Here is a 22,225-nt window from a genome sequence, read left to right as displayed (position 1 = left end):
AAAAGATAAATAGGCTGAAAGAAAGACGCTCCTAAAATGGAGCGTCTTATCAGATTAAATGGCAAAAATATCACAAATCTCGAAAGCGTTTATTTAACTGATAAGTGGAAGAGGTAATATAGCGTTCCATTTGTTGCAGACGTTTTTCGCCTTGCATCAATTGGTTATCTACTCCGCTTAAAATTTCTTTTAAGCTCTCTTGCTGATCTTCGCCTTGTTGATAATTAGCAGGTGCTGGCTCCATAAAGAAACTTAAGACAAGATAAGCAATAATAGTTAAACCGAAAAAACCAGCAAACAGCGCAATCACCGCAATAACCCTGACAAGTAAAACAGGAATATTAAAATAATGGGCTAGGCCTGCGCATACGCCACGGATCACGCCCTCTTGTGGCAAGCGATACAATTGTTTGCTCTGCATCGTCATTATGATTGCCTCCAGTTAGGATGTTCTGCATCAAGTATTTGTTCTAACGTCTTAATGCGCTCCTGCATTTGCTGAGCCTTATCCACCAGCGCGTTCAGTCGCTGCATTTCTTGTTGGGTTAGCTGAACATTACCTCCGCCTTTCTGGCTGTTGTAATGTAACCACAGCCAGATAGGGAGAATAAACAAAATAAAAATGGTCAGTGGTATTCCCAGAAATATATAGCCCATTACATATCCTTTATAAGATGGTTATTACGTTTGCTGTTACTCTTTGTTGATATTGATTTTAGCTTTTAATGCCGCTAATTGCGCGCTAATTTCATCATCAGCTTTTAATTCAGCAAACTGTTGGTCTAATGATTTTTCTTTACCTAGCCCGTAACTTTGAGCCTCACCTTCCATATGATCAATACGGCGTTCAAACTGTTCAAAACGTGCCATTGCTGCATCCATTTTACCACTGTCTAATTGACGACGAACTTGGCGAGATGAGTTTGCAGCTTGATGACGCACAACTAAAGACTGCTGTTTTGCGCGAGTTTCAGTTAGCTTATTTTCTAACTCGCTAATTTCACCTTTTAAGCGAGTTAGCGTTTCATCAATGATAATCAGTTCATGTTTCAATGTATCATTAACTGATGCTACACGTTGTTTTTCGATTAATGCTGCACGAGCTAAATCTTCTTTTTCCTTAATAAGAGCTAATTCTGCTTTATCCTGCCAATCTTTCATCTGTTTTTCAGCTTGTTCGATACGGCGCTCTAATCCTTTCTTTTCAGCTAAAGTACGTGCTGAAGTTGTACGGATCTCAACTAACATATCTTCCATCTCTTGGATCATTAGGCGGATCATTTTTTCAGGATCTTCCGCTTTATCTAATAAAGAAGCGATATTGGCATTAATTATGTCAGCAAAACGTGAAAATATACCCATGATGTTATCCTTAATAGCTATGCTAATTAGTGACGTTAAATTATTTCAATAATGGCGTACTATCGTAACGCCCGTATACTTTAGTTAATACAATTTGCGTGCCAACTTTTAAAAATTACTTAAGCTATTAATAATAGGTGACTTATATTATTCGCCTGTTTTTCGAACACCTGATAAACTGGCAAAAAATACCTCAATATGGTGAATTTAACCAATGAATGAGAATTTAGAGACAATAATCGGCGTTGATAGTCAATTTATTGATGTATTAGAACAAACTTCAGCACTTGCTCAATTAAAAAAGCCTGTATTAATTATTGGTGAACGAGGTACAGGTAAAGAGTTGATTGCCCATCGATTACACTACCTTGCACCTTGGTGGCAAGGGCCTTTCATTTCAATCAACTGTTCTGCACTCAATGATAATTTACTTGATTCTGAGCTGTTTGGTCATGAAGCAGGCGCTTTTACTGGCGCTAAAAATCGTCATCAAGGGCGTTTTGAACGTGCGGATGGAGGTTCTCTTTTTCTTGATGAACTGGCGACTGCGCCCATGCTTGTACAAGAAAAGCTTTTACGTGTCATTGAGTATGGTCATTTAGAGCGCGTTGGAGGTAGTCAATCTCTGCATGTTGATGTTAGGCTGATTTGCGCGACAAATGCTGATTTACCAGCAATGGCGGAAGAAGGTAAATTTCGTGCTGATTTACTGGATAGATTAGCTTTTGATGTAATTAGACTCCCTCCATTAAGAGAGCGACGCGCAGATATTATGTTACTTGCTGAAAATTTCGCTATCTCAATGTGCCAAGAGTTAAGTTTACCTTTTTTTCCTGGTTTCAGTGATAATGCACGCCAAGCACTTTTAGATTATTCATGGCCAGGTAATATTCGTGAGCTTAAAAATGTTGTTGAACGCTCAGTTTATCGTCATGGAACTAGTGATAGCGTACTCAACAATATCATTATTGATCCCTTTGCTGGTATTCAAACGTCAAAAAAATCCGAATTAAAGAAATCGTCTCAAGAAAATTTTTCACTCCCTACATTACCGTTGGATTTACGCCAATGGCAAAATGAGGCGGAAAAAAAATTAGTTAATAATGCATTAAAAGAGAGCTTATATAACCAGAAAGAGGCGGCTGAAAAGTTATCATTAAGCTACGATCAATTTAGAGGGCTAATTAAAAAACATCAAATAACAACTTAATCTATTGATATAGATGTTTTTAATTGCAAGAAAACTCTATAAACAATAGGCAAAAAAAAAGCCAGCACCCGAGCTGGCTAGTAAAAAAATACTGGAAGCAATGTGAGCAATGTCGTTCCCTCTGCGGAAAACCTCTTACCGCCGAAGGACAATACGGATGATAATCTTTATCATTAGCATTTGTAAAGCATTTTATTGAGAATTTTTCTCACTTTGTTTTTTTGACTATTTTGGGATAGAAAGTTTTTTAAGTTACAATAGCAAAATCGTTTCTCTAAAAGACATTATTTATGCGCCCTATTTTATTTATTGGTACTTTGCTATTTACCTTTACAAGCGCAACTTGTATCGCGGATGTAGCACCAAAAACACAAGCACCATCTATAACGCTTGAGCCAACTCCAATTAATCAAAATGGTTTTGTTTATTGTGTTGATGGCAGTGTAAATACCTTTAATCCACAGTTATCAAGTAGTGGATTAATTATTGATCCTCTGGCTGCCCAGCTCTATGACCGTCTTTTAGATGTTGACCCTTACACTTATCGCCTGATCCCTGAAATCGCAGCTCGATGGGAAACATTAGATAACGGCGCAACATACCGCTTTTATTTACGTAAAAATATCTCTTTTCAACAAACGTCTTGGTTTACACCAACACGTAAACTCACCGCTGATGATGTTATTTTTAGTTTTGAAAGGATGATTAATCCCAAAAATCCTTTCAATCAAATTAATGGTGGAAAATATCCCTATTTTGATAGCTTAAGTTTTGCCGACAATATCCAATCAATTAAAAAATTGGGTCAATACACAGTCGAATTTAGCCTAAAAGAGCCTGACGCCTCTTTTCTGTGGCATTTAGCAACACATTACGCCCCTATTCTTTCCACTGAATATGCACAAAGCTTAGAAAAATCGGGCAACCAGACTCAACTTGATTGGAAACCAGTAGGTACGGGTCCTTTCTTTCTTGATGAATATCAACCAGGCCAATTTGTTCGTTTATTCAGAAATGAAAACTATTGGAAAGGCCAGCCTAAAATGCAACAAGTTGTTATTGATATGGGGGCTGGAGGTACAGGTCGCATATCTAAACTATTAACAGGTGAGTGTGATGTTTTAGCCTATCCTGCGGCTAGCCAATTAAAAGTATTGCGTGACGACCCGCGACTAAGATTAACGTTGCGTTCTGGTATGAATATCGCTTATTTAGCCTTTAACACCAGTAAGCCACCACTAAATGATCTTAAAGTTCGTCAAGCTATTGCTTATGCCATTAATAACGAACGTTTAATGGAATCTATTTATTATGGTACGGCGGAAACGGCAGCATCAGTGCTTCCTCGTGCATCTTGGGCTTACGATAACAGAGCCAAAATTACAGAATACAATCCTGAAAAATCGAAACAAATTCTTAAAGAGCTAGGCCTTGATGAGCTGAAATTAAATCTTTGGGTACCTAGCGCCTCACAATCTTATAACCCAAGCCCATTAAAAATGGCGGAACTTATTCAAGCAGACTTAGCGCAAGTGGGTATTCAAATGAATATTCGTCCTATTGAAGGACGATATCAAGAAACGAGTATGATGGATCGCACCCATGATATGACCTTATCTGGTTGGTCAACTGACAGTAACGATCCTGATAGTTTTTTCCGCCCTCTCTTTAGTTGTGCAGCAATTGGCTCACAAACTAACTTAAGTCATTGGTGTTTACCTAACTTTGATGACATTTTGAAAAAAGCGCTTTATAGTCAGCAACTTGCATCAAGAATGGATTATTATCATCAAGCTCAAGATATACTTGCTCAAGAGTTACCTGTGTTGCCTTTAGCAAACTCTTTACGTATGCAAGCATATCGTTATGATATTAAAGGGTTGGTATTGAGTACTTTTGGCAATGCGTCTTTTGCTGGTGTTTATCGAGAGGCAGAAGTAGATGAACAAAATCACAAGAAAGAGGCTGTAAAATAATCCATGATTATTTATTCAATACGTCGATTACTTTTATTACTTGTGACACTGTTCTTTTTGTCGCTAGTGAGCTTTAGCCTAAGTTATTACACACCAAATGCCCCACTAAGTGGTGCATCACTCACTGATGCCTACTTTTTTTACGCCCATAATATGATCCATTTTGATTTTGGTATTTCCTCTATCAATGGTGAACCTATCAAATTGCAATTGATAGAAGCACTTCCCGCGACCATGGAGCTTTGTACCTTAGCCTTTCTTTTCGCTCTGATTATAGGTATTCCAGCTGGCATTATTGCGGGGGTTTGGCGTAATAAATCCGCCGATATTATTATCAGTAATTTCGCGCTCTTAGGTTTCTCTGTGCCTGTATTTGGGCTTGCACTGCTGTTAACTCTTTTCTTCTCACTAAAATTAGGCTGGCTACCTGTTTCAGGCCGTATTGATTTGCTTTATAACTTGCAACCTATTACAGGCATTGCATTAGTTGATGCGTGGTTATCTGATTCTCCTTATCGCCAACAAATGATCATTAACGTATTACAGCATTTGATTTTACCCGTAATAACTCTGGCTATTGCACCAACAACTGAAGTTATTCGATTAATGCGAAACAGTACTGAAGAAATCATGTCAGAGAACTACGTGAAAGCAGCCGCAACTCGAGGTCTCTCACGTTTTACAATTATTCGTCGCCATATTCTTCATAATGCTTTACCCCCTATCATTCCTAAATTAGGCTTACAGTTCTCCACCATGCTGACACTAACTATGGTGACGGAAATAGTGTTTAACTGGCCTGGACTTGGTCGTTGGTTAGTTACAGCAATCCGCCAACAAGATTACTCAGCTATTTCAGCTGGTGTAATGTTGGTGGGTTCAATGGTCATTATTGTTAACGTTTTATCAGATATTGTGGGCGCAATGAGTAACCCAATGAAACACAAGGTGGGATATGCCTTTAGATAGCCAATTTTATAAAGAGAAAAAAACACCTTCACCCGCCGCGGTGATTTGGCAATGTTTTTCTAAAGACGTTATCTCAATGGTAGGGTTTTATGGCGTTCTTTTTCTCTTAGTACTCAGTATCATAGGGCCTCATATTGCGCCTTATGCACTCGACCAACAATTTTTTGGCCATCAACTAACTCCCCCATCTTGGTATCAAAACGGCAATGTCTCCTATTTCTTTGGTACCGATGATTTAGGGCGTGATGTATTTAGCCGAATTTTAATTGGTACAAGCATGACCTTTGGTGGTGCATTTATTGTCACTTTTGCAGCGACATTAATGGGATTAATTATCGGCTGTTTTGCAGGTATGACCCACGGCTTAAAATCCGCCGTTCTCAATCATATATTAGACACACTGTTATCAATTCCATCCTTACTACTTGCTATTATTGTTGTGGCTTTTGTAGGAACAAGTCTTGGTCACGCAATGATAGCAATTTGGCTGGCACTATTACCTCGTTTAGTCAGAATGATTTACTCTGCTGTTAATGATGAATTAAACAAAGAGTATGTTATTGCTTCTCGTCTTGATGGCGCATCGAATATCTCTATTTTATGGTACACCGTACTACCTAATATTACGCCTGTACTAGTTTCTGAATTAACACGTGCCTTCTCAATTGCTATTCTTGATATTACAGCATTAGGTTTTCTCAATTTAGGAGCCCAACTCCCTTCACCAGAATGGGGAGCAATGCTAGGTGATTCTTTAGAGTTAATTTATGTTGCTCCTTGGACAGTCTTAATTCCGGGTGCCACTATTATGATAAGTGTTTTACTGGTAAACCTTTTAGGTGATGGTTTACAGCGTGCTATAAATGAGGGAGTGGAATAATGCCTTTATTAGATATACGCAATTTAACCATTGAATTTATAACACCAGATGGCCCAGTAAAAGCGGTAGATCGTGTTTCTATAACCTTAAATGAAAGCGAAGTAAGAGGCCTTGTTGGTGAATCGGGATCTGGTAAAAGCTTAATTGCAAAAGCGATTTGTGGCGTAACAAAAGATAATATCAGTGTGACAGCCGATCGTTTTCGTTTTGATGATATCGACTTACTTAAATTATCACCAAAAGCGCGACGCCGTGTCATTGGTCATAATATCTCAATGATTTTCCAAGAGCCACAATCTTGCCTTGATCCTGCTACAAAAATTGAGCAACAACTTATACAGGCAATTCCTCGCTGGACTTTTAAAGGCCATTGGTGGCAACGCTTTCATTGGCGGAAACGTCGCGCAATTGAGCTATTACACCGTGTCGGTATTAAAGATCATAAAGACATTATGCGCAGTTACCCATATGAATTGACTGAAGGTGAATGCCAAAAAGTGATGATTGCTATTGCTATTGCAAATCAGCCTCGATTACTGATTGCGGATGAACCTACTAACGCTATGGAGCCAGCAACACAAACCCAAATCTTTCGTTTGCTGACTCGACTCAATCAAAACAACAATATGACCATTTTGTTGATTAGTCATGATTTGCAATGGATGAGTAAATTAGCGAATAAAATTACGGTTATGTATTGTGGCCAAACTGTCGAAACAGCATCTCCTGACGAGTTATTAGTCACACCTTATCATCCTTATACTCAAGCTTTGATCCGCTCTATTCCCGATTTTACCAACTCATTAGCCCATAAAAGCCGTTTAAATACATTACCGGGCGCAATTCCCTCTCTTGAGCATTTACCTGTAGGTTGTCGGCTAGGGCCTCGTTGCCCTTATGCGCAGCGACAATGTATTGAAGCACCTCGGTTACGTTTATTTAAAAACCATGCCGTGGCTTGTCATTTTCCGTTAAATGTGGAGCCAACTGATGTTCGATAAACTGCTTGAGGTAAAAAATTTATCAAAAACTTTTCGCTATCGTACTGGATTATTTCGACGTCAGCAGTTAGAAGCCGTAAAACCGGTAAGTTTTACGCTAGAACCCAAGCAAACTTTAGCTATTATTGGCGCTAATGGTTCAGGGAAATCTACACTAGCGAGAATGTTATCAGGAGTAACTGAGCCTACAGGTGGTGATATTTTTATTAATGGGCATCAACTGACTTTTGGTGATTATCCTTATCGTAGCCAGCGGATTAGAATGATATTTCAAGATCCCACTAACTCATTAAACCCGCGCCAACGTATCGGTCAAACATTAGAGATACCTTTACGCCTAAATACGGAATTAAGCGCTATTGAGCGTGAGAAACGAATTTATCAAACATTACGTCAAGTGGGTCTTTTACCTGAACATGCAAATTATTATCCTCATATGTTTGCATCAGGTCAGCGCCAACGAATTGCACTTGCACGAGCATTGATATTACAACCTCAAGTCATTATTGCCGATGAGGCAATAGCTTCGCTAGATATGTCTTTACGTTCACAAATTATAAATTTGATGTTAGAACTGCAAGAAACTCATGATATTGCCTACATTTATGTGACACAAAACTTAGGCATGACAAAACATATTAGCGATAAAGTCATTGTGATGGATAATGGCGAAGTTGTTGAACGTGGTAATACAGCAGAAGTCCTTGCATCACCATTACATGAAGTCACTCGAAGATTGGTAGCAAGTCACTTTGGTGAAGCCTTAACAGCAGAAGCTTGGCGCCAAGATTTGACTTAAGTGTAAACAATATAAGCATAATGTTGATTGCACATTATTTCACCCTTTTCCCTTAACTCCTCGGAGGTGCTAGGGAAATTAAACAAATTTACAAATGTCGTGGTAGAATCAGCCACGTTTATTAACAATAAGCGTGATAACCTAACAGATAAATAAAACTGTGAATGATGTTATTATCGCGATTTACGAAAAAACAAGGATACAGCTATGGGCTTTATGACCGGCAAACGCATTCTTATTACTGGTGTTGCTAGTAAATTATCAATTGCTTATGGTATTGCCAAAGCTATGCGTGACCAAGGTGCAGAACTTGCATTTACTTACCAAAATGAAAAACTGAAACCACGCGTTGAAGAGTTTGCAGCATCATTAGACTCAAATATCGTATTAGAGTGTGATGTGTCAAAAGATGAAAGCATCGATACTATGTACGCAGAACTTGCAAAAGTTTGGCCAAAGTATGATGGCTTTGTTCACTCTATCGGTTTTGCTCCTGCTGACCAATTAGATGGCGACTACGTTAATGCAGTAACTCGTGAAGGCTTTAAAATTGCTCACGACATCAGTGCATACAGCTTCGTTGCTATGGCGAAAGCAAGCCGTGAAATGCTAAATCCGAATTCAGCTCTATTAACTCTAACTTATTTAGGCGCTGAACGTGCAATCCCTAACTATAATGTTATGGGTCTAGCGAAAGCTTCTTTAGAAGCTAACGTTCGTTATATGGCAAATGCTATGGGTCCTGAAGGTATTCGTGTTAACGGTATTTCTGCTGGTCCAATCCGTACATTAGCGGCATCTGGTATCAAAGATTTCCGTAAAATGTTAAGCCATTGCGAGTCAGTAACGCCCCTGCGTCGTACTGTAACAACCGAAGATGTTGGTAATACAGCAGCATTCCTATGCTCAGACTTATCTGGTGGTATTACAGGTGAAATCGTTCATGTAGATGGTGGTTTCAGCATCGCCGCAATGAATGAATTAGAACTAAAATAATCCTGTTATATAAATAATAGAAGCCAGCCTTACTATTAAGGCTGGTTTTTATATTGTCTCTACTGTTTTAACTCTTAATTCTATTAACTATCAAATTTTTATCTGATACCTGACTTTTTTCTTTTATTTTAAATATCATTGCTCGTTAGATAAATTTCACTTTTTTAGTTTATTCTTATAATCCTTTCTTTATATTAGCGATAAAATAATCACATATTAATAAAAGAATTTAATGTATGAAGAAATTTAGATTTCTGTTTTATATTTTTTCCCTTATTGGTGTAATTATTTTTATTGTGGCTTTATTTTTTATTAAGTCTGAATTAAGTTTTGTAAGAAACGGTGTTGACAAAAAAAACGAAAATTTATTACCTTGATATTTCATTTTTATCTTCTTTTGAAGGATCATAATAAAATACGCCTTATATGTTATAAATATAAGGCACATTTACTTTCGAGTGTTTTCATCAATTAATCGTTTTGTTCACAAATTTACAAAAGCCTTTTTTATTCGCACCATTTGAGTTTGCTAATTTCTTAGAACCACTTATCATCTTATCTTAGTGAAGATATTCTAATATCTGTAAGTTAATTCACCACCTCATTGATAGGGAGCTATTCAATATGAAATTGTACTACACGCCTGGTAGTTGCTCGCTTTCCCCTCATATCGTTTTACGTGAAACTGGTTTAGATTTCTCAATAGAACGAATCGACTTACGTGCTAAAAAAACAGAATCGGGGAAAGATTTTCTAACCATCAATCCCAAAGGCCAAGTTCCTGTTCTTCAATTAGATAATGGTGATATTTTGACTGAAGGTGTTGCAATTGTTCAATACCTTGCTGACTTAAAACCTGATAGAAATTTAATTGCATCGCCAAAATCACTAGAACGCTATCATCAAATTGAATGGTTAAACTTTCTTGCTAGTGAAGTGCATAAAGGCTATGGCCCTCTATTTTCACCAGATACACCTGAAAGCTATGTACCTATTGTTAAAACTAAATTAAAAAGCAAATTCGCCTATATTAATGATGTATTGAGCAAACAAAAATGTGCATGTGGTGAGCATTTTACGGTTATTGATGCCTATTTATTTACATTAAGCCAATGGGCACCGCATGTTGGTTTAGATTTAACTGATTTAACACACCTACAAAACTACCTAAAACGTATTGCACAACGACCTAATGTACATAGTGCACTAGTCACTGAAGGGTTAATTAAAGAGTAAATTAAAACTCAATAAAAAATAATCTAAACACAATTAAAAAGCGGATATCACATTAATATCCGCTTTTTCTTCTGTTAAAAGTTGATTGATTTAATCTAGCTGTGTTGCGCAGAATCGGTGTGTTGGATGCACCATTTGATCTTGAGCTGCAACGAGTTGTAGTTCGTATTCATTCATCTCTTTTGTTTTTAGCATCACTTCATAAACTGCTGAGGCAACGTGCTCTAATGCGGTTTGTAATTCAATACCTTTGAGTAAATCCACCAGCATTAAACCACTAGTTAAATCACCGACACCTACTGGTTGACGCTCACCAAAATCAACTAATGGGCGACTAACATGCCAACTATGTTCTGCGGTTACTAACAGCATTTCAAAACGATCATGACGATATCCAGCACGTGATAAGTGTTTTACTAATACAATTTTAGGGCCTTGTTTACACAATTCACGGGCAGCATTTAGGCATTCATCAACGTTGTGAAGTGCTTTACCACCACTTAATGTTTCAAGCTCTAATAAATTAGGAGCAATGATATCGCTAATAGGTAATGCATCTTCACACAGCACGCCTGAAACAGCAGGAGGAACAATACAGCCTTTCTCAGGATGCCCCATCACAGGATCACAGAAATACCATGCGTTAGGATTGGCTTGTTTTACTTTTTTAACGATATCAACAATGCGCAAACCTTGTTCAGCCGATCCCAAATAACCACTTAGTACAGCATCACATTGTGAGAGCTTGCCGATTGCGGCAATACCATCAACGATCTCAGTAATGTGTTCTGCTGACATAACACAACCAGTCCATTTTTCTGGATATTGAGTGTGATTTGAAAATTGCACTGTGTTTAAAGGCCAAACGTTTACACCCATGCGACGCATTGGAAACTCAGAAGCACTGTTACCCGCGTGACCGAAAACAACATGAGACTGAATAGAGAGTATATTTTTCATGACATAAACCGATTATTGTGAATACACACAACACCCAAGCTTTATTATCATAGGCGAGGTATATACATTTATTTATTGTTATTAAGAAAAAGGGCAACTCACCGGCTGCCCTTTACTTGTCAATTATTTCCAGATAACAAGGCAGTAGTGTTTTTTACCGCGACGTAAAATAGAATAATGACCAAATAAGAAATCTTTTTCTTCAAAGATGTATTCAGGATTGTCTTGTTTTTCGCCATTAATTGAAACTGCGTTAGAGCCAATCATTGTACGAGCCTGACCGCGAGAAGGAACTAATTCTGCGTTAACCAGCGCTTGTTGCAAATCACTGCCTTTTTCTAACTCAATTGTTGGCATACCATCTTGTGCTAATTGTTCAAGATCAGCTTGTGTTAAGTCTGCAATTGCACCAGAGAATAAGCTTTCTGTAATACGTTTAGCGGCGATTAAACCGTCTTCACCATGAACTAAACCTGTAACAAGTTCTGCTAATACACGTTGAGCACGAGGCGCTTGACCACTATTTTTATCTTCTTCTTCAAGTGCATTAATTTCTTCAATGCTCATAAAGGTAAAGAATTTTAAGAAGCGATAAACATCAGCATCTGCTGTATTGATCCAGAACTGATAGAATTTGTATGGGCTTGTTTTCTTAGGATCTAACCAAACCGCACCGCCTTCTGTCTTACCGAATTTAGTTCCGTCAGATTTAGTAATTAATGGTACAGTCATACCAAATACTTGTTTCTGATTGAAACGACGGGTTAAATCGATACCTGAAGTGATATTACCCCACTGATCAGAGCCACCGATTTGTAATTCAACACCTAAATGCGTATTTAATGACGCGAAGTCATAAGCTTGTAATAGGTTATAGGCGAATTCAGTAAAAGAGATACCCACATCGTCACGGTTTAAACGCTGTTTAACCGCTTCTTTGTTGATCATTTGGTTCACAGAGAAGTGTTTACCGATATCACGCAGGAATGTCAGCACATCCATTTGACCAAACCAGTCATAGTTGTTTGCTAATTCCGCACTGTTTTCACCACTGTCGAAATCTAAGAAAGGTGACACTTGTTTACGAATTTTTTCTACCCATTCGTGAACAGTATCTTGGGTATTCAGTTTGCGCTCGGTGGCTTTAAAACTAGGATCACCAATCAGACCCGTTGCACCACCCACCAACGCCACAGGCTTATGCCCGGCTAGTTGGAATCGTTTTAAACACAGCAAAGGAACCAAATGCCCCAAATGCAGGCTATCAGCGGTAGGATCGAAGCCACAATAGAGAGCGATAGGACCTTGCTCCAAACGCTCGACTAAAGCTGCCTCATCCGTAACCTGAGCAATTAGCCCACGCTCCTGCAATTGTGTGATTAGGTTCTTGCTAGACATCAATGACTCCATCGGTTTATTGTTTTTTGTCTATTTAAAATATAAGTGAAACACGAGTGGTATAGCATAAAGCGCCACTACATTAAGTACCAGTAGAAAAAGACTTTTTGAGGCAAATTTATTAACACTCTATTAAGGTGCTAATCGCTCAATGTCCCATCCTTGTGGTGATTTCTGATAGATAAAGCGATCGTGTAGCCGATTTTCTCTTCCTTGCCAAAATTCAACAGAATCAAATGTCACACGATATCCCCCCCAGAAACTCGGTAATGGCACTTCCCCATTTTGAAATTTCTGCTTTAATTCTAGAAACTTACTTTCTAACACGCCTCTTGCAGAAATGCGAGAAGACTGTCGAGAAGCCCACGCTGCAATTTGACTATCTTTAGGGCGACTATGGAAATATTTAATAACTTCAATAGGAGACAGTTTTTCGGCTTTCCCTAAAAAACAAACTTGTCTTTCTAATGGATACCAAGGGAATAATAAACTAACGCGTTGATTGTGCTCTAAATGGCTCGCTTTGCGACTGCCCAAGTTGGTGTAAAAAACTAAGCCATGTTCGTCAAAGTGCTTTAATAACACGATACGCTGGTAAGGTTGTCCATTTTCATCAACAGTTGCAACACACATAGCCGTAGGATCGCTTAAACGCGCTTCACAAGCTTGTTTTAGCCATTTCTCAAACAATACCAATGGCTGTTCAGTTAATTCATGACGTCGTAATCCACCTTTCATATATTCACGGCGTAAATCAGCAACATCAATAAAATCAAGATCTGTCATTTTTCACTCTCTCTTTTGAGAAACTGCATTCAGCATATCACGCTTAACGAGGATTTGTAGGGTAAATCGCCCCTAAAACAGTTTCTCTCGATGCCCCTGTTACAGAAGGTAAATTCCCTGATTCATTTGCAATAGTGCGCGCGGCTAACCAAGCAAATGCCAGTGCCTCCATATCATCGCCACTTAAACCATATTTATCCGTTGTTGCGACTTCTGTACCGGGTAATAGTGAAGCTAATCGATGCATAATTTGCCCATTTCGCGCCCCACCACCACAAACGAGTAAACGTTCACATCCACCGTTTAATTGTATCTGTTGCACAATACTTATCGCGGTTAATTCCACTAGTGTTGCTTGTACATCTTCAGGAAAAACATTAGGTACTCTTGCTAAATGGTAATTTAACCATTGTGTATTGAAATATTCTCGCCCTGTACTTTTAGGTGCTGAACGCGAAAAATAAGGATCCGAAAGCATATCTTTCAATAAAGTTGGGTTTACAGTACCAGTCACAGCCCATTTGCCATTATCATCATAGGGTGTTTGGTTATGGATCCAATTCCAGCTATCTAATAGCATATTTCCTGGTCCTGTATCGTAGCCTTTAACGGCAATACCGGGTAATAACAATGAGATATTGGCGATGCCACCAATGTTTAAAATAATACGTTTTTCAACAGGATGTCCTAATACGGCAAGATGAAAAGCAGGCACTAAAGGCGCCCCTTGTCCACCGTAAGCAATATCTCTGCGGCGAAAATCACCGACCGTCGTAATTCCTGTTAGTGTAGCAACACGGTTGTTGTCACCAATTTGCATAGTAAATGGCATATCACTTTCTGGCTCATGCCAAACAGTTTGTCCATGACACCCTATTGCCGTAATATCACTCGCGCTAAGTTTTGCTTTTGAGAGTAATTCTATGATTGCTTGCGCATAAAGTTCACCTAATTGAGCATCTAATAGACCGATTTCATGCAAGGTAGTCGATTGCCCTTGGCAAACAGCTAAAATTCGTTGGCGTAGATTCTGAGGATAAGGCAGAAAGTGATTTTCTTGTTGTGCAACGAACTTATTATTGATTGCAGCTAATACAACATCAACACCATCTAAGCTTGTGCCAGACATCACACCAATGTACCGCCCTGCTATCATGTTCTTTTCCTTATAATCAAGATGATGCAAATTTTTAACATATAATGTTATATTCTCTTTTTTTCAGAAATCTCTTCTGTTTTTACTATCGGCTTTTACTATATAGTAAGCTATATATTATTAAAATCAGTCTCGACATACGCAAAAAACAAGCTATAACTGATAATAGACAACATTGGTATAATCTGAGCAATTTACCTCAGGTTTTCTTTAGGAGTGACTATGTTTAAGCATTTACTTATTGGCCTTTTCACAATGACTGTACTTACTGGTTGTGTGAATACAAGTTCACTATCAGGTGACACTTATACTGCAAGTCAAGCCAAACAAGCTCAAAATATTACTTATGGTACAGTGGTTTCTGTACGTTCAGTCAATATTCAAGCGGGTAGCGATGAAAATATTTTAGGCGCTATCGGTGGTGCCGTTCTCGGCGGTATGTTAGGTAACACTGTTGGCGGAGGAACAGGTCGTAACCTTGCAACAGCCGCTGGTGCAATTGCAGGTGGTATGGCAGGACAACAAGCACAAGGTGCTTTAAATATGACTAAGGGTGTTCAAATTGAAGTTCGTTTAGATAGTGGTAGAACTGTCGCTATCGTTCAAAAAGCAGATAACACTGTGTATAGTCAAGGTCAACGTGTTGCAGTTATCGGTAATGGAAATAACTTAACTGTTTCTCCTCGCTAATTAGTAACAAAAAAACAGGCAACTTTAATGTTGCCTGTTTTATTTTATGACCCAATAATAATTAATCTAAAGAGAGAGCAAAATATATAATCTAGTTATTATAATTAGGAATATATAATGATTTTTGTTATATACTCGTCAATTTTCAATATTATTGATATCGTTTACTCGCACCAATTGCATATTCTATATGTCCCTAGTGACTCATTCACTTGTTATCTAGCTGAACATTGGATTATTGAGAGTATTGTTATCATCATATAATTAATATTATTTAATTAGAATATATATTAAATTTGAAATTATTAGTCATTTAACCTATTTATATTTTTTTCTAGTTTTTGGATTGTACTTATTAGTCTTTCTATTTCCTCTAGTTGAATACCACCTAATATTTCTCGTCTCGTTTTTTCTATAACAGCATAAACCTCATTAATAAAAGGTTCAGATTCTTTTGTTAATTTTATACGTTTTGCTCTACGATCATTTGCACATGTATGCCGACATATCAGTTTTTTCTCTTCCAGTTGATCTAAGGTTCTCACTAAAGACGGCTGTTCGATTCCTATCGCTTTTGCCAATTGGATTTGTGACTGCTCTGGAGGTAATTGGCTGATATTGTACAAAGTAATCCAATGGGTTTGAGTTAATTTTAATGGTTTGAGACGATGATCAATTAAAGCACGCCATAATCGAACTAAACGCGCTAAATCAGCTCCTAATGTTGATTCCACTTATCTCTCCTTAATTAGCATTTTCAGTCAACTTATTACAAAGTTTAGATATTCATTTTTAATACGATATTTACCTATTCTTTTTAATTAAAACATTACCTTTAATAACTAATATAGTTATAATCCCATTTATTAGATAAGTAATTATTTTCCAGACATAATTAAACCATTTCTTTCTAGCCATGAAAGTTCATAAAGAATAACCTTGTTATAAAAACTAATCTATATTTTTTTACATAATAATAATTATTATTTTACAGACAATAGCAGAAGCAAAAAAAACACACTTATAATCAATCAATTAAAAACAATACAGCATGGTAACAATTTAAAATATCAACCTTACATTAATAAAGAAAAAATAATAAACATCATAACTACAATAAATAACAATAATGAATTAAAAAGATAGTTAATTATTATTTTAATATTAAAAAATAAGTAGAATATTTAAAATAAATTGAGTTGTTTATTTTCTTTTTCAATTGTAGAACCCAATTTCTTTAATGATCTTAAATAACGTTGCTGACAAAGCCGTAATACATTTCTTTTCTCTTGTTGATTCATTGTTGACCAATTAAACCGCTCTTGACGGCTACGATAGCAGCCAACACAATATCCTTGCATATTCATTTCACAACGCCCAATACAAGGACTAGGAATATCAAAAAATTCTAATTGTTCCTGCATTTGATTTTCCCTCCCTATTGTTTGTTACAATAGAGTATAGTTAATAGAGATATTATCTGCACAACATGATTTATTGAACTGTTAAAAGCGTAGTAAAATTGAACTTTAGGGCTTTAACGCGTTATAGTACCCCGCCATCAGTTTATCTGTAGGGTTTAATCATTAAAAAACACAAGAGGTTTATATGCGAGTACTTCATACCATGATCCGTGTGGGCGACTTACAACGTTCTATCGACTTTTATACCAAGGTTTTAGGTATGCAACTTCTACGCACTAGCGAGAATGAGGAATATAAATACTCGTTAGCTTTTGTTGGTTATGGTGATGAAAGCACTGGTGCAGTTATCGAATTAACCTATAACTGGGGTGTAAATAGCTACGAAATGGGAACAGCTTTTGGGCATGTAGCATTAGGTGTTGATGATGTTGCCGCGACCTGTGAAGCCATTCGCCAAGCTGGCGGTAATGTTACCCGTGATGCTGGCCCAGTAAAAGGTGGCTCAACAATTATTGCTTTTGTTGAAGATCCTGATGGATATAAAATCGAGCTCATCGAAAATAAAAGTGCAAGTCACGCTCTAGGTAACTAATTTTTATAAAAACCAGAAAGATACATATGTTATCTTTCTGGCCTTACTGATTATCAATTTCCGATATTTTATTTTTATCGGATAAGTACAACTTAATGCCTGATATAAATAATCCCAATAAGCTTTGTAACCGTTTTCGGGGTTACTACCCTGTAGTTATTGATGTTGAAACAGGTGGATTTAATGCGAAAACAGACGGTTTACTTGAAATCGCCGCTATTACATTAAAAATGGATGAACAAGGTTGGCTAAAACCTGATAACACATTACATTTTCATGTTGAACCTTTTGAAGGGGCTAACTTAGAACCTGCTGCCTTAGAATTTACAGGCATTGATCCAACAAATCCACTTCGTGGCGCAGTCAGTGAATATGAAGCTTTGCATGCTATTTTTAAAATGGTACGTAAAGGAATGAAGGATGCAGATTGTAATCGCGCCATTATTGTGGCCCATAATGCAAATTTTGATCACAGCTTTGTCATGGCTGCGGCTGAACGTGCTGGATTAAAACGTAATCCTTTTCACCCTTTTGCCACCTTTGATACTGCGGCTTTAAGTGGGTTGGTATTAGGACAGACAATTTTAGCTAAAGCCTGCATCACCGCTGGCATTCCTTTTGATAGCAAATTAGCGCATGGTGCATTATATGATACTAATCGCACATCATTACTTTTTTGTGAATTAGTTAACCGCTGGAAAAAACTGGGTGGATGGCCATTACCTACACCTTGAAGCCATAATTTCGCTGATACATTTATGAATAATAGAAAAAGCCAGTTTATTAATGAACTGGCTTTTTCTTGAAGAACTCATTATTTTTATGCGTTTCAATAGCGAAACGATAAAAATTTAATTACTGTGCTTCTTCTTCACCACGATATTTATCAGCAGTCTCTTTTAATAACTTCTGTAATTCACCGCGCTGATACATTTCTAAAATAATATCACATCCACCGACTAATTCACCATCTACCCATAATTGTGGGAAGGTTGGCCAATGCGCATATTTTGGTAATTCTGCACGAATATCTGGGTTTTGCAGGATATCAACATACGCAAAACGCTCACCACAAGCAGAGATAGCTTGAACTGCCTGAGCAGAAAAACCACAACTTGGTAATTTTGGTGAACCTTTCATGTATAAAATAATTGGGTTTTCGTTGATCTGGCGTTCAATTTTTTCAATAGTCGTCATTTATTAAGTCCTTACAGCCTTTTTATATTCAGTATGTTTTATATTGAAGAAAACATGAAAGAAGAATACCACTTTATATAAGAAAGCTCTATATAAGTTTAGTTATGTTTTAAAATCAATAAATTACAGATAAATTTCCATATAATCGACGAAAAAAACACGATAATACATGACAATGTAAGGACAAATAAAACAAGGTTAATGTCAATTTAGCCACTAGTCGCGTCGCAGATAAAGAGCACTTAGATAAGTGTATTAATGCCTAATATCACTTCCTAGAAAGAATAAATATTATTTATCACGTAAATAAGTAGTTTGAACTAGATTTTCTAGTAATATCTCATTTTTAATCACCTTGAAATTTAATGGCTGTTTTAGTTCGCCAAACAAAGGTGTTCCACCCCCAAGTAAGATCGGAAAGCGGGTGATAATCATTTGATCTATTAAGTCTTCATTTAGAAAGTTTTGCACTGTCACACCGCCATCAATATAAAGTTCATTAAACCCCTTGGCATTCAATTCAGTAATAATGTTTTGTAATTCACCTTTGACTAAAAATACTTTCCCGTTATAACCATTTGGAACAGTTGTCATAGTATTACTCAGCACGAATACGGGCTTTGTATAAGGCCAATCACAATTAAAACTGAGTATCGTGTCTAAAGTATTACGCCCCATAACTAACGCATCAATTTTCTCCATTAAAGCGATAAAACCAGTATCAATATTATTTGGATTTGGTATCGAATATAACCAATCTAGCTTACCTTGCCTGTCTGCAATATAACCATCTAAGCTCGTTGCAATAAATACAATATTTGCCATACATATCTCATCAAATTCTTTGTAATTGAATAAATTCAAACTATTACTTACAATAATTCTACACCGTAGAATTTATATTGAGCTTATTGGAGTTATTAGATGAATGTCAATGAAAAAAAACAAGGAAGACCCACAAGAGCACATTCACAGTTAAGCGCTGATGCTATTTTAAACAAAGTCAAGATTTTGATGGAAAACGACGGAAAAGTACCTAGTATTCGATCTTTAGCAACACAATTAAATGTAGATCCCATGGCAATCTACCACTACTTCAAAAATAAAAATTCACTGTTAGAGACACTCGCTACATCACTTACAGAGGAGATCTATATTCCTCAAGAGTATTCTGACTGGAAAGAGGAATTAAAAAATTTATGTGTCAGTTATGTGGAAATGTTATGTAAATACAAAGGATTACTGAATATTATACTGACTATGTCGTTGCAAGGCCCTGCTCAAATATTCGCCAAACGATTTAAAATTATCACCGCTCCTTTAGCTCTTCCTAAAAAAATTGAAGAAGATAGCCTAAATTTAATCGCTGATTATTTGCACGGTTTCTCTATTTCAATCAATTGTAACCATGATAAAAGTATTATTAAAAATGAAATGATGTATGGCCCATTAAAGCTAATTTGCCATTCATTAGGATCTTTGACATCCTCCCCGCCTTAAAGTGAAGGACAGGGGTTTTACGGCGCACCTGATAAAATAGATTAATACAGTAAATTTATTCCTTAAGCCATATAACTCTTCTGTTCTGTCGAATAACACTTCCATCAAAATGAGATATTATTTCTAATAGGGATCTGCCATTATCATGGTTTAGCCAACACACTTACTGAAACTTATGAGTATTTAGTATGGAAATGATTTTACTGTTTTTGATTGTGGGATGTATAACTGGATTTTTTGCCGGATTATTAGGGATTGGGGGCGGAGCCATTATCGTTCCTATTGTAATGTATGTTGTTAGCCAACAAGCTATCCCTGCTGACATGGTAATGAAAATCGCCCTTTCAACCTCTTTTTCTGTCATTATATTTTCTACCGCCTCTTCCGCTTATTCGCATAATAAACGCAAAGCGATTTTATGGTCACAATTTCCGCTCCTCGCTTTAGGTACTCTTCTCGGTATGCTTGTTGGGACATTTCTAGTACAAAAACTCTCAAATACACTATTACAAATTATCTTTTGTATTTTTATGGCCTATACCATATATGGATTACTGACCAAGAAAAAAGAAGCCGAACGTGTTGAGAATGCACAAGACCCCGTTATTTCAAAACCAGCACTTACTACTGGTGGTAGTTTAGTAGGTTTTATTTCAAGTTTTATTGGTATAGCTGGGGGCACAATAACAATACCACTATTAAGCTACTGGGGATTTAATACCCGTAAATGTATCGCAACATCATCAATGCTTGGTGTAATTATCGCCACTATTGGGTCGATTATGGGGATCGTTTATGGTTGGCAACAAACTGAATTAGCTAACTATTATTTAGGTTTTATCTATCTGCCTGCTTTTATTGGCATCAGTATCACCAGTATACTTACAGCTCCTATCGGCGTAAAAGTCGCCTATCGACTCCCTATTGCCAGAGTACGCCAAATATTTGCCCTATTCCTATTAATCGTCATGATTAAAATGTTATATACACTGATATTAGGATAATGTTTTAACACTTTACGTATATCTTGGTGAGAGATACTCTTATCAAAATAACTAATCTATATGTTCTATACTAATAGATAAAAGATATTTAGCTGTTATTTCAATGGATTTTTGTTAAAATAATTAGCAAAATAGTAACAAATTAGTGATTCATTTGCCTCATTCTATCGATTCAAATGGTTTTGATGGAATGATTTCAGGCACAAAACCCGAAATAGATAGTTTAAAGGAGTACGCAATGTCTTTCGAATTACCAAAATTACCTTATGCGTTAGATGCTCTTGAGCCACATATCTCTAAAGAAACTTTAGAATATCACTACGGCAAACACCACCAAACCTATGTAACTAATTTAAATAACCTAGTTAAAGGTACTGATTTAGAAAATAAATCTTTAGAAGAAATCATCAAGTCTACCGATGGTGGTATTTTCAATAACGCGGCACAAGTATGGAATCACACTTTCTACTGGAACTGCTTAGCACCAAATGCAGGTGGTGCACCAACAGGTAAAATCGCAGAAGCAATCAATAAAGCATTTGGCTCTTTTGAAGAGTTCAAAAAACAATTTAATGATGCCGCAGCAAAAAACTTTGGTTCAGGTTGGACTTGGTTAGTTAAAAAAGCAGATGGCTCATTAGCCATTGTTAACACCTCTAACGCTGCAACACCTGTTTCTGGCGAAGATAAACCATTGTTAACCGTTGACGTCTGGGAACACGCTTACTATATCGACTATCGTAATGCACGTGTGAAATATTTAGAAGAGTTCTGGGCATTGGTTAACTGGTCATTTGTTGAAGCTAACCTTGCTTAATTTAGATTGATAATCAAAGGTGAATGATTGAGATTCATTTTTGATGACATAATAACAAAGGGCCTTGAGCCCTTTGTTATATTCAGTATTCGATAATCTATTACTTAAATTAATCGAGTACTTATTAAAACATGATTAGAAAAGCAGAGTAGAAAAAATAACAATCATAACCAGCGCTGCTACTGCTGTACTCAAACCAAATTTCAGATCCGTATCCATCTATTCTCCCTCAAAATGATTATAATACACATTATTAACCATAACCTTGTCAT

The 22,225-nt window shown here is 36.9% G+C and carries 25 protein-coding genes; 14 read left to right on the top strand and 11 right to left on the bottom strand.

Annotated features, from left to right (window positions below):
• Nucleotides 1-70: 70 nt before the first annotated feature.
• Genes pspC through pspA form a run of 3 tightly spaced genes read right to left on the bottom strand, consistent with a single transcriptional unit; the run spans nt 71 to nt 1,362 of the window.
• Complete coding sequence (pspC, locus tag DK861_RS12790) at nt 71-427, bottom strand: envelope stress response membrane protein PspC (protein WP_072062533.1); 357 nt, start codon at nt 425-427, stop codon at nt 71-73.
• Nucleotides 427-657: an envelope stress response membrane protein PspB gene (pspB, locus tag DK861_RS12785; protein WP_006537012.1), complete on the bottom strand. Its 231-nt coding sequence runs from the start codon at nt 655-657 to the stop codon at nt 427-429. The genes pspC and pspB overlap by 1 nt, the downstream gene beginning before the upstream one ends.
• A gap of 36 nt (nt 658-693) precedes the next feature.
• Nucleotides 694-1,362, bottom strand: a complete 669-nt coding sequence (gene pspA / locus DK861_RS12780) for a phage shock protein PspA (protein ID WP_072062534.1) — start codon at nt 1,360-1,362, stop codon at nt 694-696.
• 214 nt (nt 1,363-1,576) lie between these two features.
• Between pspA and pspF the strand changes: the two genes are divergently transcribed.
• The 8 genes from pspF to gstA all read left to right on the top strand — a co-directional run bounded on the left by pspF (nt 1,577) and on the right by gstA (nt 10,429).
• On the top strand, nt 1,577-2,572 hold the full coding sequence (pspF, locus tag DK861_RS12775) for a phage shock protein operon transcriptional activator (protein ID WP_109400351.1): 996 nt from the start codon (nt 1,577-1,579) through the stop codon (nt 2,570-2,572).
• Nucleotides 2,573-2,862: 290 nt separating this feature from the next.
• Complete coding sequence (gene sapA / locus DK861_RS12770; protein ID WP_109400350.1) at nt 2,863-4,548, top strand: ABC transporter substrate-binding protein SapA; 1,686 nt, start codon at nt 2,863-2,865, stop codon at nt 4,546-4,548.
• Nucleotides 4,549-4,551: 3 nt separating this feature from the next.
• Nucleotides 4,552-5,517 carry a putrescine export ABC transporter permease SapB gene (gene sapB, locus DK861_RS12765; protein ID WP_072062537.1) on the top strand — a complete coding sequence of 322 codons (966 nt, stop codon included), beginning with the start codon at nt 4,552-4,554 and terminating at the stop codon, nt 5,515-5,517.
• The gene (sapC, locus tag DK861_RS12760) at nt 5,504-6,397 is read left to right on the top strand and encodes a putrescine export ABC transporter permease SapC (protein WP_072062538.1); all 894 of its coding nucleotides are present in this window, start codon (nt 5,504-5,506) and stop codon (nt 6,395-6,397) included. The genes sapB and sapC overlap by 14 nt, the downstream gene beginning before the upstream one ends.
• On the top strand, nt 6,397-7,398 hold the full coding sequence (gene sapD / locus DK861_RS12755) for a putrescine export ABC transporter ATP-binding protein SapD (protein ID WP_109400349.1): 1,002 nt from the start codon (nt 6,397-6,399) through the stop codon (nt 7,396-7,398). The genes sapC and sapD overlap by 1 nt, the downstream gene beginning before the upstream one ends.
• Entirely contained in the window at nt 7,388-8,197 is an 810-nt protein-coding gene (gene sapF, locus DK861_RS12750) for a putrescine export ABC transporter ATP-binding protein SapF (protein WP_006537025.1), read from the top strand. The genes sapD and sapF overlap by 11 nt, the downstream gene beginning before the upstream one ends.
• Nucleotides 8,198-8,404: 207 nt before the next feature.
• On the top strand, nt 8,405-9,193 hold the full coding sequence (gene fabI / locus DK861_RS12745) for an enoyl-ACP reductase FabI (protein ID WP_006537026.1): 789 nt from the start codon (nt 8,405-8,407) through the stop codon (nt 9,191-9,193).
• A 624-nt stretch (nt 9,194-9,817) separates the two neighbouring features.
• Nucleotides 9,818-10,429, top strand: coding sequence for a glutathione transferase GstA (gstA, locus tag DK861_RS12740; protein ID WP_006537028.1), 612 nt, complete (start codon nt 9,818-9,820; stop codon nt 10,427-10,429).
• Between the two features lie 90 nt (nt 10,430-10,519).
• Here gstA and pdxY read toward each other — a convergent pair whose 3' ends face one another.
• From pdxY to anmK, 4 genes are all read right to left on the bottom strand, one after another.
• Nucleotides 10,520-11,389: a pyridoxal kinase PdxY gene (gene pdxY, locus DK861_RS12735; RefSeq protein WP_072062540.1), complete on the bottom strand. Its 870-nt coding sequence runs from the start codon at nt 11,387-11,389 to the stop codon at nt 10,520-10,522.
• Between the two features lie 123 nt (nt 11,390-11,512).
• Nucleotides 11,513-12,787 (bottom strand): tyrosine--tRNA ligase, encoded by a 1,275-nt coding sequence (gene tyrS / locus DK861_RS12730; protein WP_072062541.1) that lies wholly within the window; start codon nt 12,785-12,787, stop codon nt 11,513-11,515.
• Between the two features lie 132 nt (nt 12,788-12,919).
• Complete coding sequence (gene pdxH, locus DK861_RS12725; RefSeq protein ID WP_072062542.1) at nt 12,920-13,573, bottom strand: pyridoxamine 5'-phosphate oxidase; 654 nt, start codon at nt 13,571-13,573, stop codon at nt 12,920-12,922.
• Between the two features lie 43 nt (nt 13,574-13,616).
• Complete coding sequence (anmK, locus tag DK861_RS12720) at nt 13,617-14,729, bottom strand: anhydro-N-acetylmuramic acid kinase (RefSeq protein WP_109400348.1); 1,113 nt, start codon at nt 14,727-14,729, stop codon at nt 13,617-13,619.
• Nucleotides 14,730-14,951: 222 nt separating this feature from the next.
• On the opposite strand from anmK, the gene DK861_RS12715 reads away from it, so the two are divergent.
• Nucleotides 14,952-15,419: a glycine zipper 2TM domain-containing protein gene (locus DK861_RS12715; RefSeq protein WP_109400347.1), complete on the top strand. Its 468-nt coding sequence runs from the start codon at nt 14,952-14,954 to the stop codon at nt 15,417-15,419.
• A 305-nt stretch (nt 15,420-15,724) separates the two neighbouring features.
• Here the strand turns inward: DK861_RS12715 and slyA are convergent, their stop codons facing one another.
• Together slyA and DK861_RS12705 are read right to left on the bottom strand one after the other, a co-directional pair.
• Nucleotides 15,725-16,153, bottom strand: coding sequence for a transcriptional regulator SlyA (slyA, locus tag DK861_RS12710; RefSeq protein ID WP_006537035.1), 429 nt, complete (start codon nt 16,151-16,153; stop codon nt 15,725-15,727).
• A 450-nt stretch (nt 16,154-16,603) separates the two neighbouring features.
• On the bottom strand, nt 16,604-16,843 hold the full coding sequence (locus DK861_RS12705) for a DUF1289 domain-containing protein (RefSeq protein WP_109400346.1): 240 nt from the start codon (nt 16,841-16,843) through the stop codon (nt 16,604-16,606).
• Nucleotides 16,844-17,027: 184 nt separating this feature from the next.
• Between DK861_RS12705 and gloA the strand changes: the two genes are divergently transcribed.
• Nucleotides 17,028-17,435 (top strand): lactoylglutathione lyase, encoded by a 408-nt coding sequence (gene gloA, locus DK861_RS12700; protein WP_036937247.1) that lies wholly within the window; start codon nt 17,028-17,030, stop codon nt 17,433-17,435.
• 95 nt (nt 17,436-17,530) lie between these two features.
• Nucleotides 17,531-18,169 (top strand): ribonuclease T, encoded by a 639-nt coding sequence (rnt, locus tag DK861_RS12695; RefSeq protein ID WP_006537038.1) that lies wholly within the window; start codon nt 17,531-17,533, stop codon nt 18,167-18,169.
• 121 nt (nt 18,170-18,290) lie between these two features.
• Here rnt and DK861_RS12690 read toward each other — a convergent pair whose 3' ends face one another.
• Nucleotides 18,291-18,632, bottom strand: a complete 342-nt coding sequence (locus DK861_RS12690; protein ID WP_006537039.1) for a Grx4 family monothiol glutaredoxin — start codon at nt 18,630-18,632, stop codon at nt 18,291-18,293.
• A 291-nt stretch (nt 18,633-18,923) separates the two neighbouring features.
• Entirely contained in the window at nt 18,924-19,457 is a 534-nt protein-coding gene (locus DK861_RS12685; RefSeq protein WP_109400345.1) for a dihydrofolate reductase family protein, read from the bottom strand.
• A 99-nt stretch (nt 19,458-19,556) separates the two neighbouring features.
• On the opposite strand from DK861_RS12685, the gene DK861_RS12680 reads away from it, so the two are divergent.
• The 3 genes from DK861_RS12680 (at nt 19,557) to sodB (ending at nt 21,953) form a co-directional block, all read left to right on the top strand.
• Complete coding sequence (locus tag DK861_RS12680; RefSeq protein ID WP_109400344.1) at nt 19,557-20,132, top strand: TetR/AcrR family transcriptional regulator; 576 nt, start codon at nt 19,557-19,559, stop codon at nt 20,130-20,132.
• Between the two features lie 188 nt (nt 20,133-20,320).
• Nucleotides 20,321-21,136 (top strand): sulfite exporter TauE/SafE family protein, encoded by an 816-nt coding sequence (locus DK861_RS12675; RefSeq protein ID WP_109400343.1) that lies wholly within the window; start codon nt 20,321-20,323, stop codon nt 21,134-21,136.
• A gap of 238 nt (nt 21,137-21,374) precedes the next feature.
• Nucleotides 21,375-21,953, top strand: coding sequence for a superoxide dismutase [Fe] (gene sodB / locus DK861_RS12670; protein WP_109400342.1), 579 nt, complete (start codon nt 21,375-21,377; stop codon nt 21,951-21,953).
• Nucleotides 21,954-22,225: the final 272 nt, after the last annotated feature.

It is taken from the genome of Proteus sp. TJ1640 (genome assembly GCF_003144445.1).
Taxonomy (GTDB): domain Bacteria; phylum Pseudomonadota; class Gammaproteobacteria; order Enterobacterales; family Enterobacteriaceae; genus Proteus; species Proteus penneri.
This window is presented reverse-complemented; position numbering and strand designations above follow the sequence as displayed.

Bases quoted from the DNA above. Each gene is read 5' to 3' on its own strand.
- pspC (WP_072062533.1), bottom strand. From the start codon at position 427: ATGACGATGCAGAGCAAACAATTGTATCGCTTGCCACAAGAGGGCGTG.
- pspB (WP_006537012.1), bottom strand. From the start codon at position 657: ATGGGCTATATATTTCTGGGAATACCACTGACCATTTTTATTTTGTTT.
- pspA (WP_072062534.1), bottom strand. From the start codon at position 1,362: ATGGGTATATTTTCACGTTTTGCTGACATAATTAATGCCAATATCGCT.
- pspF (WP_109400351.1), top strand. From the start codon at position 1,577: ATGAATGAGAATTTAGAGACAATAATCGGCGTTGATAGTCAATTTATT.
- sapA (WP_109400350.1), top strand. From the start codon at position 2,863: ATGCGCCCTATTTTATTTATTGGTACTTTGCTATTTACCTTTACAAGC.
- sapB (WP_072062537.1), top strand. From the start codon at position 4,552: ATGATTATTTATTCAATACGTCGATTACTTTTATTACTTGTGACACTG.
- sapC (WP_072062538.1), top strand. From the start codon at position 5,504: ATGCCTTTAGATAGCCAATTTTATAAAGAGAAAAAAACACCTTCACCC.
- sapD (WP_109400349.1), top strand. From the start codon at position 6,397: ATGCCTTTATTAGATATACGCAATTTAACCATTGAATTTATAACACCA.
- sapF (WP_006537025.1), top strand. From the start codon at position 7,388: ATGTTCGATAAACTGCTTGAGGTAAAAAATTTATCAAAAACTTTTCGC.
- fabI (WP_006537026.1), top strand. From the start codon at position 8,405: ATGGGCTTTATGACCGGCAAACGCATTCTTATTACTGGTGTTGCTAGT.
- gstA (WP_006537028.1), top strand. From the start codon at position 9,818: ATGAAATTGTACTACACGCCTGGTAGTTGCTCGCTTTCCCCTCATATC.
- pdxY (WP_072062540.1), bottom strand. From the start codon at position 11,389: ATGAAAAATATACTCTCTATTCAGTCTCATGTTGTTTTCGGTCACGCG.
- tyrS (WP_072062541.1), bottom strand. From the start codon at position 12,787: ATGTCTAGCAAGAACCTAATCACACAATTGCAGGAGCGTGGGCTAATT.
- pdxH (WP_072062542.1), bottom strand. From the start codon at position 13,573: ATGACAGATCTTGATTTTATTGATGTTGCTGATTTACGCCGTGAATAT.
- anmK (WP_109400348.1), bottom strand. From the start codon at position 14,729: ATGATAGCAGGGCGGTACATTGGTGTGATGTCTGGCACAAGCTTAGAT.
- DK861_RS12715 (WP_109400347.1), top strand. From the start codon at position 14,952: ATGTTTAAGCATTTACTTATTGGCCTTTTCACAATGACTGTACTTACT.
- DK861_RS12705 (WP_109400346.1), bottom strand. From the start codon at position 16,843: ATGCAGGAACAATTAGAATTTTTTGATATTCCTAGTCCTTGTATTGGG.
- gloA (WP_036937247.1), top strand. From the start codon at position 17,028: ATGCGAGTACTTCATACCATGATCCGTGTGGGCGACTTACAACGTTCT.
- rnt (WP_006537038.1), top strand. From the start codon at position 17,531: ATGCCTGATATAAATAATCCCAATAAGCTTTGTAACCGTTTTCGGGGT.
- DK861_RS12690 (WP_006537039.1), bottom strand. From the start codon at position 18,632: ATGACGACTATTGAAAAAATTGAACGCCAGATCAACGAAAACCCAATT.
- DK861_RS12685 (WP_109400345.1), bottom strand. From the start codon at position 19,457: ATGGCAAATATTGTATTTATTGCAACGAGCTTAGATGGTTATATTGCA.
- DK861_RS12680 (WP_109400344.1), top strand. From the start codon at position 19,557: ATGAATGTCAATGAAAAAAAACAAGGAAGACCCACAAGAGCACATTCA.
- DK861_RS12675 (WP_109400343.1), top strand. From the start codon at position 20,321: ATGGAAATGATTTTACTGTTTTTGATTGTGGGATGTATAACTGGATTT.
- sodB (WP_109400342.1), top strand. From the start codon at position 21,375: ATGTCTTTCGAATTACCAAAATTACCTTATGCGTTAGATGCTCTTGAG.